Genomic DNA, 14542 nt, shown 5'->3' on the forward strand with positions numbered 1-14542 from the left:
AGATATGACGGTCCGCGGCAACATCGTCGGCATCGACAGTCCCGAGGCGCTCGAACGCGCGTTGCGGACGGCGTATTATCTTGCCGACGAAGGCCTCGCGACGGCGGCCTATCTGGGGCTGGCGCTCGGCAAACCGTTGCTGCTGGAGGGCGCGCCCGGTGTCGGCAAGACCGAAGCGGCCAAGGCCATCGCCGCCGTGCTCGGCCGCCGCCTGATCCGCCTGCAATGTTATGAAGGCATCGATGCATCCGCCGCGCTCTACGAGTGGAACTATCCGCGCCAGATGCTCGCGATCCGCCAGGCCGGCGAGGAAAGCATCGACATCTATGGCGAGACGTTCCTGATCGAACGTCCGATGCTCGCCGCCTTGCGCGCGCCCGACTCCACCGTGCTCCTGATCGATGAAATCGACCGCGCCGACCAGGAGTTCGAGGCGTTCCTGCTCGAATTCCTCTCCGATTTCCAGATCTCGATTCCCGAACGCGGCACGGTCCGCGCGGCCGAGCGCCCTGTCGTCGTGCTCACCTCGAACCGCACCCGCGACCTGCACGAGGCGCTGCGCCGCCGCTGCGTCTATCACTGGATCGATTACCCCACTGCCGAGCGCGAGGCGCGCATCGTGATGATGCGGGCCTCCAGCGTCGCCGAATCCACTGCACGGGCCGTCGTTGCCGCCGTCGGCAAGCTGCGGCGCGAGCCGCTGAGCAAGGCGCCCGGCATTGCGGAAGCCGTGGACTGGGCCGAAGCGGCAACGCTATTGCACGCGCGCGGCGCGCGCTGGCCCGATGCCTTCAAGCGCTCGATCGGCGTCGCGCTCAAGGACGAGGAGGATCTCACCTTCATCTCCGGCCGGCTCGATGCCCTGATCGCGGAGGCTGCTGCGTGAGCGACGAACTGCAACTGCCGACGCCAGTCCGTGTCTTCGTGTCCTTTGTCGCGCTGCTGCGTATCAACGGCTTTGCGGTGGCGCCGGAACAGACCACGGCGTTTCTCGCGGCGATCGAACTGCTGGGGCCGCGCAGTTTAGAGACCATCCGCCAGGCGGGGCTGGCGACGCTCGCTCCGCCGCCGGAACGGCGCGCGACCTATGACCGCCTGTTCGAACTGCATTTCCTCGGCAGCGAAGCGATCGATCAGGCCGGCGCCGAAGACGAGGAAGTGGTTCGCCTGCAGGAAGAAGGCCGCGGCGAAGACGAGACATTGCTGGCCGACGAAGCCAATGAATCCGGCCTTGTTGCCGCCCGCGCGGAGGCGCTGGTCGAGCGCCGCTTCGCACCCGGCGCGACGGGTGACGCCCTGCGCCGGCTCGCGCGCGAGGCCCCTGCCCGACTGCCGCGCCGCCGCGGCCACCGCCGCATGCGCGCGCGCCGTGGACCGTGGGCGGACTTGCGCCGCACCTTGCGCGAGAGCGTGCGCAGCGACGGCGAGGTGCTGCGGCTCGGGCGGCTGAAACGGCGCACCCGCCCGCGCAAAGTGCTGCTGCTGATCGACGTCTCCGGCTCGATGAAGGGCCGCACCGACGACAACATGAAGCTGGCGCATGCCGTGGTGCATGCGGCTCCCAACGTCGAAGTGTTCACCTTCGGCACCCGCCTTACCCGGGTATCCCGCGCGCTTCGTCTCAAGCGCCGCGAACAGGCGCTGTCGGCTGCCGCGCATCTGGTCAGCGACTGGGACGGCGGCACAAGGATCGGCGATGCGCTGCAGGCGTTCCTCGCGGTCCCCCGCTTCGGCGGTTATGCGCGCAGCGCCGCGGTCGTCATTCTCTCCGATGGTCTCGAGCGCGGCGATCCCTCAGCCTTGCGCGATGCCGTCGCAAGGCTGTCGCGGCGCGCCTGGCGGCTGAGCTGGCTGACGCCGCTGGCCTCCGGTCCTGGCTTTCAGCCGCAGACCGAAGCACTGATTGCGATCCGCCGCTTCGTGGATGATCTCGCCAGCGGCGAAACGACCGCCGCGATCGTCTCCCATGTGCTCTCGCTCGGACAAAGGAAGGCTGCGTGACCGAAATCATCGACGCCCATCATCATATCTGGCGTCAGGCCGACCTGCCGTGGCTGATCGGCCCGATGCAGCCACGCATCTTTGGCCCCTATGAGCCGATCCGCCGCGACTATCCTATTCAAGAGTATCTCGCCGACCTCGCGGGGTCCGGCGTGACGCGCTCGGTCTATGTGCAGACCAACTGGGCCAATGATCGCTTCGAGGACGAAACCGCCTGGGTGCAGGAGACGGCCAAGGACCATGGTTGGCCGCACGCCATCGTCTCCTACGCCGATTTCAACGTCGATGACGTCCGCCCGCAGCTCGACCGCCTGGCGCGCTATCCGCTGGTGCGAGGCGTACGCATGCAACTGCACTGGCACGACAATCCGCTCTATCGCTTCGCCGCGCGGCCCGATCTCTGCGCCGATCCCAAAATCCGCCGCAACGTCGCGCGGCTCGCCGATTATGGTTTCAGCTTCGACCTGCAGGTGTTTGCGCCGCAGATGGAAGGTGCCGCCGGCCTGGCCGAATCCTGTCCCGATGTCACCTTCATCCTGCAGCACGCCGGCATGCTGGAAGACCTGTCACCGCAGGGCCGCTCCGCGTGGCGCCGCGGAATGATGCGGCTGGCCGCCTGCCCGAACGTCGTCTCAAAATTGTCCGGCCTCGGCACCTTCATCCACCGCAACGATCCCGCGCATGTATCCGAGATCCTTGCCGATACGGTGGCGATCTTCGGCGCCGATCGCTGCCTGTTCGGCTCGAATTTCCCGATCGAAAAGCTCTGGACGACCTACCGCGAACTGATCGACGCCTATCTCGCCGCCACGGCGCCGCTTGCTGCGGATCAGCGCGACGCCGTTCTGCGAACGACTGCCTTGCGCGTCTACCGGTTGGACCGATGACGACGCGAACCGACAATTAAAAGAATATGGGAGGGAACAGATGCCGCTTGAGATCAAGATCCTAGACTATGGGGATATCGAACTGGAATCGAGCTTCCTCGTGCTCGGCCGCGATTGCGGCCGCACCCGCCGTGTCCTGACGCTCGGCTTTTTGATCGTCGGTGGCCCCTATCCTGTTGTCGTCGACACCGGCTATCGCTCTAACCAGATCATGGAAACGCTGGGCATGCGCGGCCTGCAATTCCACGAAAACATGATCGAGAACCAGCTCGCGCGCCACGGCGTGCGCATGGGCGACGTCCGTTTTGTCTGCCACACCCACCTGCATATCGATCACGCTGGCAAGGACGATCTGTTCCCGATGAACACGACGGTCGTGCTCAACCGCAAGGAGCTGGAATATTCCGTCTCCGGCCTGATGCATCCGCAATATCCGGCGCCGGACATCAAGCATCTGATCGACCGCCTGCACACCAAGAGCGCGCTGCGCTTCCTCGATCTCGAGATAACCGGCCCGATCGAATTGATGCCGGGCGTCTATTGCGATGCCGCCAACGCCCACACCGAAGGTTCGATGAACATCCATGTCCACACCGCCGACGGCATCGCCACCATTTGCGGCGACGTGATCTACGACTTCAACGACCAGATCGTGAACCCCTTCCACGAAATCCACGACTGGGAGCCACGCACCACCGGCAACCACGGCACCAGCAAACGCGCCGAAAAGGCGGCGATCAAGAAGCTGCTGAGCAGCTCGCGCTATCTGCTGCCGGTGCACGACCGGCCGGCCAAGATCGAAGGCGGCAATGTGGTCGGCCGCCTGCACGACCAGGTGCCCGGCCCGATCGTTCAGAGCCTGCCGCAGCGCCACTGGTTTCCGGCGTGAAGCCCTAGGAAAGACCGAACGATGACGCATGTCACGCTGCGCCCGGACTTCGAAACGCTGATCGATCCCTATGCGCCGGTCGGCCAGGTCGGCACCGGTTTCGATTTTACCGAGGGTCCGATCTGGCATCCGGTCCATCATTTCCTGTTGTTCTCGGATATGCCGGCCGACGTGCGCCGGCGATGGGATGCCAAGCGCGGCGTGGTCGAGGTCAAGCGCCCTTCGAACAAATGCAACGGCATGACCTATGATGCCGAGCTGAACCTGATCGTCTGCGAGCATGCCACGTCGTCCTTGATTCGCGAGCGTCCCGACGGAAGGCGCGAGGTGATCGCCTCGCATTTCGAGAACCAGGAACTCAACAGCCCGAACGACGTCTGTGTCCATTCCAGCGGCGCGATTTATTTCTCTGACCCCTGGTATGGCCGCATGCCGGTCTATGGCGTCGAGCGGCCGCGCCAGCTCGGCTTCCAGGGCGTCTATCGTGTTCCGCCCGGCGGCGGCCCGCCAAAGCTCGTGGTCGACCGACACCTGTTCGACCAACCGAACGGGCTCTGCTTCTCGCCCGACGAGCGCCTGCTCTATGTCAACGACACCGTGCAAGCGCTGATCCGCGTCTTCGATGTCGAGGCCGATGGCTCGCTCGCCAACGCGCGCGTCTTCGCCAGCGGCATCCGGTCCGAGCTCGAGCCCGGCCTGCCCGACGGCATGAAGTGCGACCAGCGCGGCAATGTCTGGGTCACGGCACCCAGCGGCGTCTGGGTCTATTCGCCGGCGGGCGATTTGCTGGGCAAGGTGCGCGTTCCCGAACTCGTCGCCAATCTCGCCTGGGGCGGCCCTGATTTCCGCACACTCTATCTCACCGCAACCCACTCGGTCTATGCGATCCCGGTCAAGGCCGGGCCGCGTCACGAACCCTATATGAGCGGACGGATCTCGACTGAGCCCACGACCGGCTCCGCTCCGGCCGCCCCGCCGCAGCTTGCGAGCGGCGACATCCAGCTCGATCCCCGGCGCTGCGCCATGATCATCCAGGATTTGCAGAACGACGTCATCATGGAAGGCGGCGCATTCGCCGATTCCGGCTCGCCCGGCCATGCGCGCCAGCAGCGCGTGGTCGACAATGTCCGCCGCCTCGCGGAGGCTGCCCGCGCCCGCGGCGTGGTCATCATTCATGTCTGGTTCGTCGTCGAGCCCGGCGCGCCCGGCGTGACGCTCAATGCGCCGCTGTTCGAGGGCCTCGTCGACAGTGGCGCGATGGTGCGTGGAAGCTGGGGCGCCGCACCCGTGCCGGGGCTCGAGCCGCGTGCTGGCGATTTCGTCGTCGAGAAGATGCGGATGAGCGCTTGGGAAGGCACAAGGCTGGAGACCATCCTGAAGGCGACGGGCCGCGACATGATCATCAATACCGGCGCCTGGACCAACATGTCGGTCGAGCACACCGCGCGCACCGGCGCCGACAAAGGCTATTTCATGATCGTGCCTGAGGACTGCTGCTCGACCATGAACGCCGACTGGCACAACGCCTCCATCAAATTTGCGATGCAGAACGTTGCCGTCGTCACCAACGCCGATGCCGTCATCAGGGGGCTGGGATGATCAGGGCTTGGCCGTGCCAAAACTCTTTCACCTGAGTTGCTCGCCGCGCACGGATGCCGAATCTTCCGCCGGCGCCCGGGTCTTCATCGAGCGCTTCCGCGAGGCGCGGCCGGATTGGGATATCGACGTCATGAATCTCTGGAAGGACCACCTTCCGGAATTCGAGGGCTATGTCCTGGAGGCAAAATATGCCCGCATCGGCGGGCACGCTTTCACCGATTCGCAGCGCGATGCCTTTGCGGTCGCCGAGCGCATCGCGCTACGCTTCGCGCTTGCAGACCGCGTGCTGATCTCGACGCCGATGTGGAATTTCGGCATTCCCTACAAGCTGAAGCAATGGATCGACGTGATCACGCAGCCCGGGCTGACGTTCCGGTTCGATCCCGCGCTGGGCTATCTGCCGCTCGTCAAGGATCGGCCGACGATCGTCATCCTGGCGAGCGGCAGCGATTTCGTCACCGGCATGAACCGCGGCCGCATCGACATGGCGACGCCCTATTTGCGGGAGGCGCTGCGCTTCATCGGCGTCCGCAACGTCCGCTTCGTGCCGATCGGCCCGACGACCGGACCGGCTGAGCCGATCCGCGCCGCGCGTGAAAGCGCGCATCGGCGGCTGGCCGAGATGGCTGCGAGATTCTAGCCGGGCGTGCTGGCAGCATCGGAACCTTTGCGGCAATATGCGCTTACGATTGCGAAGGAGATTTCCGTTGAAATCTTATGAGCTGCAGGGACCGGGCGGAATCGACGGGCTCGCTCTGTTGGACAAGCCTATGCCGGAGCCCGGCGACGGCCAGGTGCTGGTACGGCTGAAAGCCGCCACGCTGAACTATCGCGACCTCCTCACCGTCAAAGGCGGCTACGGCTCGCGTCAGAAATTTCCGCTGGTGCCGGTCTCTGATGGTGCCGGTGTGGTCGAACGGGTCGGCCCGGGCGTCAAGGAATTCGCTACAGGCGACCGCGTCATCGGCAGCTTCTTCGAAAGCTGGCTTAGCGGCGGACCCAGCACAGCCAAGATGCGTGCAGCGCTCGGCGGGTCCGTTGACGGCGTATTGACGGAGTACCGGATATTTCCGGAGCATGCGCTGGTCAGAACGCCGGAGCACCTCAGTGATGTCGAAGCCGCCGCGCTCCCCTGCGCCGGCGTCACGGCCTGGAGCGCCGTCGTCAAGCTCGGTGGCATCAAGCCGGGCCAGACCGTTCTGACGCAAGGCACCGGCGGCGTATCGCTGTTCGCCCTGCAATTTGCGAAGATGTGCGGCGCGCGCGTCATCGCGACTTCCTCCAGCGACGCCAAGATCGAACGCCTCAAGCAGCTCGGCGCCGACCACACCTTGAACTATAGGGCGACGCCCGATTGGGGAAAGAAAGCGCGCGAATGGAGCGGGCAAGGCGTCGATCTCGTCGTCGAAGTCGGCGGGGTCGGCACGCTGAACGAATCGATCCGCGCTGTCAGGATCGGCGGCACCATCGCCTTCATCGGCGTGCTCGCCGGGCCGCCAGCGTCGGACCTGCGGCTCCCCTTGATGGTGATGCAGCAACAGCGGTTGCAGGGCGTCACCGTCGGATCGGTCGAGGATCTCCAGGCGATGGCGGATGCCATTGCGCTTCACCGGACGAAGCCGGTGATCGACAAGACTTTTCCGTTCGATCAGGCGAAGCAGGCGTTTTTCCACATGGAGAGCGGCGCGCATTTCGGGAAAGTGGCGATCGCGATCGGCTGAGTGCGCGGGGTGGCCGGTTCCTCTGCAACAATTTGCCCGGTTTTGAGTGCATTCTTGGCCGATGTGTTTCCTGAGCAAGACAGTCTTGCTGCCAATGGCCACAACTGGCAGCACCAACGCTGCAACTCTTGCTAGTTCCAGCGATTGCCTCCGTCACCTTTAGGCTTTAAATTCGTGTCATTCGCCTCGCCGATGAACGGGCGCCGTCTGGCGCTCGCGAGAGCTGAACGGGATCTGCAACCGAGCGGGGATGCTGCCTTGGGCGCCGGGGGCTGCCCCGTTCTGTAGCGAGACATGTAGACCGGCTGTGAGTGGGGACCGCCAGCGCGAGAATGATGCCGTTCGCGCAGGGGCTGCAGCGAGCCGCCGGATGGAAATGAGCAATGACCAAAGACAAGAGCGAACTCTTGAGATCGCTGACCATCGATCGCAGCGCCGGCAAGGCGGAACGACCCGGCCGTCGCTGGGTGCCAATCGCCATAACGGCTGCCGTCTGCGTCGTTGTCGCATTCGCCGCCTTTGGCGCCTACGAGTTCAGCCGTCAGGACGCGCCCAAGGAGACCGCATCGCAGAGCACGCCTCAGCCCGCCGCGCAGCCGCAGACACCACCGCAGCAGCAGGCCGCAGCGAATAACAAGGCCGCCGGCAGCCTCGCCGCCTCCGGCTATGTGGTGGCGCGCCGCAAGGCGACCGTGGCCGCCGAGATCACCGGCAAGGTCGTCGAGGTCTTCATCGACGAAGGCATGACCGTGACCGAAGGCCAGGTCGTCGCGCGGCTCGACAGCGTGCTCGCCGAAAAGGACTATGAACTGTCCCGGTCGCGGGTCGAAACGGCCGATGCCGCGATCGCGGCAATCACGGCCGATCTCGAAGACGCGACCCGCATCATGACGCGCATACAGACGCTCTCGCAAAAGAATTTTGCGACCGAGGCCGACCTGACCAAGGCGCAGGCCCGCGTCGGCGTGCTCAGCGCGCAACTGCGCCAGGCACAGTCGCAATTCGAGACCGCAAAGATCGACGCCAAGCGCTCGGGCTCGATGCTCGAAAAGCACCAGATCAAGGCGCCGTTTTCCGGCGTCGTCATCGACCGCAGCGCCCAGCCCGGCGAGATGATTTCGCCGATGTCGGTCGGCGGCTACACCCGCACCGGCATCTGCACCATCGTCGACATGGATTCGATCGAAATCGAGGTCGACGTCAACGAGGCCTTCATCGGCCGCGTTGTCCCAGGCGGCCCCGTCAACGCGGTGCTGGACGCCTACCCAGACTGGACCATTCCCGCCTCGGTGATAGCCATCGTGCCAACCGCGAACCGCGAGAAAGCCACGGTGAAGGTTCGCATCCGCTTCGAGAAGAAGGATCCGCGCATCCTGCCCGACATGGCGGTGAAAGTGAACTTCATGCGCGAAGCCAGGGCGAATGGCACCGCTGAAGCCACTGCCGCGAACTAACTCCCCGCCGATATGGAAGAGGACACACACGTGACAGCCGAACATCCGATGGTTCGCCTTGCCGGCGTAGACAAGCGTTTCACCAAGGGGAAAGAAACGATTTCGATCTTCGATCATCTCGACCTGGCGATCCCCCGCGGTGATTTCATCGCCGTGATGGGCCCGTCGGGTTCGGGCAAGACGACGCTGCTCAACCTGCTCGGCGGCATCGACCGCGCTGACGCTGGTGAGATTTCTGTCGCCGACCAGCGCATCGACGGCCTTTCCGAAGGCGAACTGGCGGCCTGGCGTGCGGCCAATATCGGCTTCATTTTCCAGTTCTACAATCTGATGCCGATGTTGACCGCGGCGCAGAATGTCGAGCTGCCGCTATTGCTCACCAAACTGCGCAGCAAAGAGCGCGCGGCGCGTGTCGAGACCGCGCTTTCCGTAGTGGGCCTTGCCGACCGCATGAAGCATCGGCCGCGCGAGATGTCCGGCGGCCAGCAGCAGCGCGTGGCGATTGCGCGCGCCATCGTTTCCGATCCGAATCTCCTGCTTTGCGACGAGCCGACCGGTGACCTCGACAGGCAATCCGCCGACGAGATTCTATCTATCCTGCAACTGCTCAATAGCGATCTCGGCAAGACCATCGTGATGGTGACGCACGATCCTGCGGCGGCGAACTACGCCAAGCGCGTGCTGCATCTCGACAAGGGCCGCTTCGTCGAACGGGAGCTTGCCGCGTGAACGGCTTCGACCTGGTACGGAAGAACCTGTTCCGCCGCAAATTGCGAGCGAGCCTGATGATCGTGTCGATCCTGATCGCCTTCATGATCTTCGGCGTGCTCGCTGGATTCCACCGCGCCTTCACCCTCGGCGAGGATCGCGCCGCCGCGGATCGCATGATCACGGTCAACAAGATCAACTTCACCCAGCCGATGCCGATCGCCTACTTCAACCGCGTCAAGGCGGTGGAAGGGGTACGGCAGGTGACCTTCGCCAACTGGTTCGGCGGCTATTATCAGGACCCGAAGAATTTCGTGATGGCGCTCGCGATCGAGCCCAGCACCTACTTCGATGTCTATCGCAGCGAATTCGATGTTCCGCCCGAGCAGCTACAGGCCTTTGCTCGCGACCGCAGCAGCGCGCTGGTCGGCGAGAAACTGGCGCAGAAATGGGGCTGGAAGATCGGCGATCGCATTCCCATTCAGAGCAACATCTTCAGCCAGAAGAGCGGCGGCCACACCTGGGACCTCACCATCGCCGGCATCGTCAAGGGCAAGCTCGAGCATGTCGACACCAACTTCCTCCTGTTCCAGTACGCCTATTTCGACGAGACCCGCAGCTTCGGCAAGGACACCATCGGCTGGATGATCCTGCAGACCACCTCGCCCGAAAACAACGATCGCGTCGCCAAGTCGATCGACGCCATGTTTGCCAATTCCACCGCGGAAACCTCGACCGATACCGAGAAGGCGTTCGGCAAGGCCTTCGTGGCGCAGTTCGGCAACATCGCGCTGATCGTGCTCCTGGTGGTGGGCGCCGCCTTCGTGACGATCCTGATGATCGTCGGCAATACCATGGCGCTGTCGATCCGGGAGCGCACCCGCGAGATCGGCGTGCTGAAGACGCTCGGCTTTTCAGGCCCGCGGATTTTGGCAATGGTGCTTGGCGAATCCGTGTTGCTGGCGCTGCTCGGCGGAATTCCTGGATTGGCAATTGCGGCGCTGATCGCCATGGCGCTGCGCGCGAGCCTTACCAACGTCGCGCCGGCTTTTGCCGTATCGCCGACCATCGTGCTGCAAGGGCTGGCGCTGATGATCGCGCTCGGATTGATCACCGGGATCATTCCGGCACTCAACGCCATGCGGCTCAAGATCGCAACTGCACTCGGACGGGGTTAAGGCATGCGTTCGCTCTGGCTTCAAGTGGCTGCGGTCACTTCGATTAATCTCAAAAGCATTACGCAGCGGCGCTGGCTCTCGCTCTCAACGGTGATCGCGATCGCGCTGGTGGTGATCGTGCTGCTTGCCTTCCTCGCCATGGCCAATGGCTTCCAGCGCACCATCGCCGGCTCCGGCGCCGATGACATCGCGATCGTGCTGCGGGCCGGCTCGCAGGCCGAGATCAACAGCACGGTGAGCCGTGATCAGGTGCGGCTGATCGAGGACGGCCCCGGCATCGCGCGCGGCAGCGACGGCAAGCCGCTGATCTCGCCCGAGCTCTATCTTGTGGTCGACGGCATCAAGCGCACGACCAAGACCAAGGCCAATCTGCCGCTGCGCGGGATCGGCGAACAGGGTTCGGAGCTGCGCAAGGGCATCACCATCACCGCCGGCCGCATGTTCAACCGCGGCAGCAACGAGGTGGTGGTCGGCAAGGCGCTGCTGCGGGAGTTCGAAGGATTCGATATCGGCTCGACCGTATCGTTCGGCGCCACGCGCTGGAACGTCGTCGGCGTGTTCGAGGCCGGCGGCAGCGTGTTCGAATCCGAGATCTGGGCCGACCTCAACGTGGTGCAGAGCCTGTTCAACCGCAACAACATCGTTCAGACCGTGCGCGCCCGTCTCACCGGGCCGGCCGCGCTCAGTGATCTGAAGAGCTACAGCGACAACGACCCGCGGCTGAAGCTGGACGTCAAATCGGAAGCCGCCTACTTCGCCGAACAGGCGTCGCAGACCTCAGACCTGATCCAGAAACTCGGCTGGCCGCTGGCGATCGCAATGGCACTCGGCGCCGTCGCCGGCGCGCTCAACACGATGTATTCGTCCGTCGCCTCGCGGGCGACGGAGATCGCCACGCTACGCGCCATCGGCTTCGGCGGCTTTCCCGCTTTCGTCGGAACGCTCGCGGAATCGCTGCTGCTTGCCGTGATCGGCGGGCTGCTCGGCGCCGCCGCCACCTACCTGATCTTCGACGGCGTCACCGCATCGACGCTTGGCGGCAACTTCACGCAGGTGGTGTTCGACTTCAAGCTCAGTCCCTGGCTGATCGCCGAGGGCGTTGCGCTGGCGCTGATCGTCGGCTTGATCGGCGGATTGTTTCCGGCGCTGAGGGCGGCGCGACTGCCGATCGTCGAGGGCCTCTACGCGCACTGAAGGTGTTAATCTCGCAATCCCGCGCGCCACCCCATCTCCCAGAAATCAGCCTCGAGCCGGGTGGCTTCCCTGAAGATGGCGATCAGCTCCGCCTCGCGGGCCGGTGTGATATAGCGTTCGGCGAGATCATCGAGGTGCGCCCGTGCGTGCGCCGCGACCTCCTGGTATGGCGCACCGGCATATTCAGCGATCCAGACATGATAGGGATTCGCCGCAGCCATCGCTTGGGGCTTTGAGGCAAGCCGCGTGGCGATCTCCGCATAGCCGATCACGCAAGGCGCCAGTGCCACCTTGAGCGCCAGCAGATCACCGCGCATGCCTGCGTCGAGTACGTAGCGTGTGTAGGCCAGCATCTCGCTCGCCGGAGGCGCTCGTTCCAGATCATCCGGCGACAGGCCCCACCCTGCGCAGAGTTTTACGTGCAGGTTCATCTCGACATCGAGGATCGCCGACAGGCCTGCCGCCGCTTCACGCATGTCGGCGAGCTCTGGCGACTTGTAGACGGCGAGCGCGTAGGCGCGGGCAAACTCGATCAGGAACAAATAGTCCTGAACGAGGTAATGGCGAAACGCCGCCTCAGCGAGCGAGCCGTCCGCCAAGGCGTCGGTGAACGGGTGCTCGGTATAGGCCCGCCACTCCGCTGGCGCTTCATTTTTCAGACGCTCGAAGAAACTCACGGTCCCTCGCCAGATCCGCCGTCATATTTGTGCTGCTACATCAATAGTAACTCGATGTGGACTTGGCCATAGGTCCTCATGGCGCGATCTGACTATTCTCCCTTAAGGCCGGTGGCGCGGATCAGGTCGCCCCATTTACGCGTCTCGTCGTCGACGAACTTGCCGAAATCGGCAGCGGTGCCGGGCGCGCTTCCAGCCCTTGCGCCAGCAGCCTCTGCTTCACCTCGGCATCACCGAGCGCGCGGATGATCTCCTCCTGCATCCGCCCGACGATCGGCTGCGGCGCCATGAAGCCGAACCAGCCGGATGCGACCACGTTGGGAAAGCCCTGCTCGCGCAGGGTCGGCGCGTCCGGATAGATCGCGCTGCGTTCGGCCGAGGCAACGCCCAGCACGCGGAAATCACCGCTCTGGATGTGCGGCAGCGCGGTACTGATCGCCGTCAACGTCGCGTCGACGCGGCCGGCGAGCAGTTCGGTATAGGCCATCGCATCGCCGCGGTACTGCACGTTGAGCCCCTTGACGCCGGCGTCCCTCAGCCACAGCTCGGCCGCCAGATGCGGCTGCGAGCCCGCGCCCGGAGAGGCGAAGGTCAAGCCATCGGGCTGCGACTTGCCGCGCACGATTAGCTCCTGCAGGCTGGTGACGCCCGCCTTGGCGTTGGCGATCAGAAACAGCGGCGCCATCACCGCCATCGCCACCGGCTGCAGATCCTTGCGCTCGTATTTCAGTTTTCCGAACAGCGCTTCGGCGGTCGCATAGGGCGCGGCTGCGTAGAGGAAGGTGTATCCATCGGGCGCAGCACGCGCTACCATCTCATTCGCAATGCGCGTGCCCGCTCCCGGCCGGTTCTCGACGATGAACTGCTGATTGAAGCTGCGGCCAAATTGTTCGGCGAGAATACGCAGCGAAATGTCGTTGGACCCGCCGGCGCCATAGGGCGAGATCAGCCGCACCAGGCGCGACGGCCAGTCGCCTTCGGCGACAGCCTCGAAACCGGCGCTTGCGGCGAAGCCCGCGGCGATCGTTCCCAGCAGCGTTCGGCGCGTAACGTTCATGAATGCCTCCCGGGAAAGGCCCGACGTTGCCGGCGCGTCCGTCCCATTTTCATTGAGCCGCACTGCCGAGAAAGATCGTTGGGCCCTTCATTATGGGCCGCAACGATAGTGAGGCGGCTTCTATCGAACAATGTGTATTTTTTGACGGATTGATAAGCTCCCTCTATGAATGGCGAAGGAAGATCGGGAGGCGCGTGATGGCGATGGATGTGACCCTGCGGCAGCTCCGCGCCTACCTGGCCGTGCTCGACGCCGCGAGCTTCTCGGAAGCCGCCAAGGCCATGCACCTGTCGCAGGCGGCACTCTCCGGATTGATCAAGGAGCTAGAGAGCCGCGTCGGTGTGCGCCTGCTCGACCGCACCACCCGCAAGGTTGCGGCGTCCGCGGTCGGCGAGACCTTCGCGCCGATGGCGCGGCGCGTGCTGTCGAACCTCGACGAGGCGCTGGAGAATCTCACCCATCTCAAGGAGCTGCGCCGCGGATTGGTGCGCGTCGCCGCGCCCGAGACGCTGTCCTGCACGCTGCTGCCGGAGCTCATCTCCGCCTACAATGGCAGCCACCCCGGCGTGGATGTCCGGTTCGACGACGTACCGATCCACGAAGTGCTGGCGGGTCTGCAGAACGGCTCGACCGATATCGGCTTCGGGCCGGCCGGCGTCGTTCCGGATCAATCCGTCGAAGTGCACATGGTCTGCGCCGATCCGCTCTGGGTGGCGCTGCGCGGCGACGACCCTTTGGCCAAGGGCAAGTTGGTCAGTTGGAAGGAGCTGCGCGAGCGGCCGCTGCTCAATTACATGCCCAACATCTCGGTCAACGTATTGAGCCAGGTGCCGCCGCGACGTCATCCAATGCATTTGGTGCCGGTGCATCGGGTAAACACCGCGCTCTCGATGCTGCGCGTGCGGCAGGGCGCGGTGATCTGCCCGTCGATGGCGGAGCCACTGGTCCACGGCTTTGGGCTGACATTCCTGCCGCTCACGCAACCAACCGTCAAATGGAGGATCGCGATGTTCGTGCGCAATAGCGCCTCGCTTTCGCCGGCCGTGGAAAGTTTTCGTGATTTCACGCTCGATTTCAGCCCGAACTGGGCGAAAGTCGGAAGTGAACGCCGCCACCCAAGCGAGCGGCGAAAGCGCGCGTAGCAGAAGCACACACACTTTCAGCGTCGTCCCTGCGA

13 protein-coding genes and 1 pseudogene are annotated in these 14542 nt (G+C 64.4%); 12 read left to right on the plus strand and 2 right to left on the minus strand.

Features of this window, described 5'->3' with window-relative positions; genetic code table 11:
* Positions 1–4: 4 nt before the first annotated feature.
* The 11 genes from QA643_RS33445 (at position 5) to QA643_RS33495 (ending at position 11631) form a co-directional block, all read left to right on the plus strand.
* Positions 5–886: a MoxR family ATPase gene (locus QA643_RS33445; RefSeq protein ID WP_283029915.1), complete on the plus strand. Its 882-nt coding sequence runs from the start codon at positions 5–7 to the stop codon at positions 884–886.
* Entirely contained in the window at positions 883–2001 is a 1119-nt protein-coding gene (locus QA643_RS33450; protein WP_283029916.1) for a VWA domain-containing protein, read from the plus strand. The genes QA643_RS33445 and QA643_RS33450 overlap by 4 nt, the downstream gene beginning before the upstream one ends.
* Positions 1998–2888: an amidohydrolase family protein gene (locus QA643_RS33455; RefSeq protein ID WP_283029917.1), complete on the plus strand. Its 891-nt coding sequence runs from the start codon at positions 1998–2000 to the stop codon at positions 2886–2888. Before QA643_RS33450 ends, QA643_RS33455 begins: the two co-directional genes overlap by 4 nt.
* 40 nt (positions 2889–2928) lie before the next feature.
* Entirely contained in the window at positions 2929–3777 is an 849-nt protein-coding gene (locus tag QA643_RS33460) for an MBL fold metallo-hydrolase (RefSeq protein ID WP_283029918.1), read from the plus strand.
* Positions 3778–3798: 21 nt separating this feature from the next.
* The gene (locus tag QA643_RS33465; RefSeq protein ID WP_283029919.1) at positions 3799–5376 is read left to right on the plus strand and encodes an isochorismatase family protein; all 1578 of its coding nucleotides are present in this window, start codon (positions 3799–3801) and stop codon (positions 5374–5376) included.
* Between the two features lie 13 nt (positions 5377–5389).
* Complete coding sequence (locus QA643_RS33470) at positions 5390–6016, plus strand: NAD(P)H-dependent oxidoreductase (protein ID WP_283035014.1); 627 nt, start codon at positions 5390–5392, stop codon at positions 6014–6016.
* 67 nt (positions 6017–6083) lie between these two features.
* Complete coding sequence (locus QA643_RS33475; protein ID WP_283029920.1) at positions 6084–7097, plus strand: NAD(P)-dependent alcohol dehydrogenase; 1014 nt, start codon at positions 6084–6086, stop codon at positions 7095–7097.
* A 383-nt stretch (positions 7098–7480) separates the two neighbouring features.
* On the plus strand, positions 7481–8551 hold the full coding sequence (locus QA643_RS33480; protein WP_283029921.1) for an efflux RND transporter periplasmic adaptor subunit: 1071 nt from the start codon (positions 7481–7483) through the stop codon (positions 8549–8551).
* Between the two features lie 48 nt (positions 8552–8599).
* Positions 8600–9280 carry an ABC transporter ATP-binding protein gene (locus tag QA643_RS33485; RefSeq protein ID WP_283035015.1) on the plus strand — a complete coding sequence of 227 codons (681 nt, stop codon included), beginning with the start codon at positions 8600–8602 and terminating at the stop codon, positions 9278–9280.
* Complete coding sequence (locus QA643_RS33490) at positions 9277–10437, plus strand: ABC transporter permease (protein WP_283029922.1); 1161 nt, start codon at positions 9277–9279, stop codon at positions 10435–10437. The genes QA643_RS33485 and QA643_RS33490 overlap by 4 nt, the downstream gene beginning before the upstream one ends.
* 3 nt (positions 10438–10440) lie before the next feature.
* The gene (locus tag QA643_RS33495; RefSeq protein ID WP_283029923.1) at positions 10441–11631 is read left to right on the plus strand and encodes an ABC transporter permease; all 1191 of its coding nucleotides are present in this window, start codon (positions 10441–10443) and stop codon (positions 11629–11631) included.
* 5 nt (positions 11632–11636) lie between these two features.
* Here the strand turns inward: QA643_RS33495 and tenA are convergent, their stop codons facing one another.
* Both tenA and QA643_RS33505 read right to left on the minus strand, forming a co-directional pair.
* Entirely contained in the window at positions 11637–12308 is a 672-nt protein-coding gene (gene tenA / locus QA643_RS33500; RefSeq protein ID WP_283029924.1) for a thiaminase II, read from the minus strand.
* A 92-nt stretch (positions 12309–12400) separates the two neighbouring features.
* Positions 12401–13365, minus strand: a pseudogene (locus QA643_RS33505) (tripartite tricarboxylate transporter substrate-binding protein).
* 197 nt (positions 13366–13562) lie between these two features.
* On the opposite strand from QA643_RS33505, the gene QA643_RS33510 reads away from it, so the two are divergent.
* Entirely contained in the window at positions 13563–14507 is a 945-nt protein-coding gene (locus QA643_RS33510; protein WP_283029925.1) for a LysR family transcriptional regulator, read from the plus strand.
* Positions 14508–14542: the final 35 nt, after the last annotated feature.

It is taken from the genome of Bradyrhizobium sp. CB3481, assembly GCF_029714305.1.
Classification (GTDB): domain Bacteria; phylum Pseudomonadota; class Alphaproteobacteria; order Rhizobiales; family Xanthobacteraceae; genus Bradyrhizobium.

What these genes read in the sequence shown, in the direction of transcription:
- QA643_RS33445 (WP_283029915.1), top strand. Translation starts at nt 5, where the DNA reads ATGACGGTCCGCGGCAACATCGTCGGCATCGACAGTCCCGAGGCGCTC.
- QA643_RS33460 (WP_283029918.1), top strand. Translation starts at nt 2,929, where the DNA reads ATGCCGCTTGAGATCAAGATCCTAGACTATGGGGATATCGAACTGGAA.
- QA643_RS33465 (WP_283029919.1), top strand. Translation starts at nt 3,799, where the DNA reads ATGACGCATGTCACGCTGCGCCCGGACTTCGAAACGCTGATCGATCCC.
- QA643_RS33480 (WP_283029921.1), top strand. Translation starts at nt 7,481, where the DNA reads ATGACCAAAGACAAGAGCGAACTCTTGAGATCGCTGACCATCGATCGC.
- QA643_RS33485 (WP_283035015.1), top strand. Translation starts at nt 8,600, where the DNA reads ATGGTTCGCCTTGCCGGCGTAGACAAGCGTTTCACCAAGGGGAAAGAA.
- QA643_RS33495 (WP_283029923.1), top strand. Translation starts at nt 10,441, where the DNA reads ATGCGTTCGCTCTGGCTTCAAGTGGCTGCGGTCACTTCGATTAATCTC.
- QA643_RS33510 (WP_283029925.1), top strand. Translation starts at nt 13,563, where the DNA reads ATGGCGATGGATGTGACCCTGCGGCAGCTCCGCGCCTACCTGGCCGTG.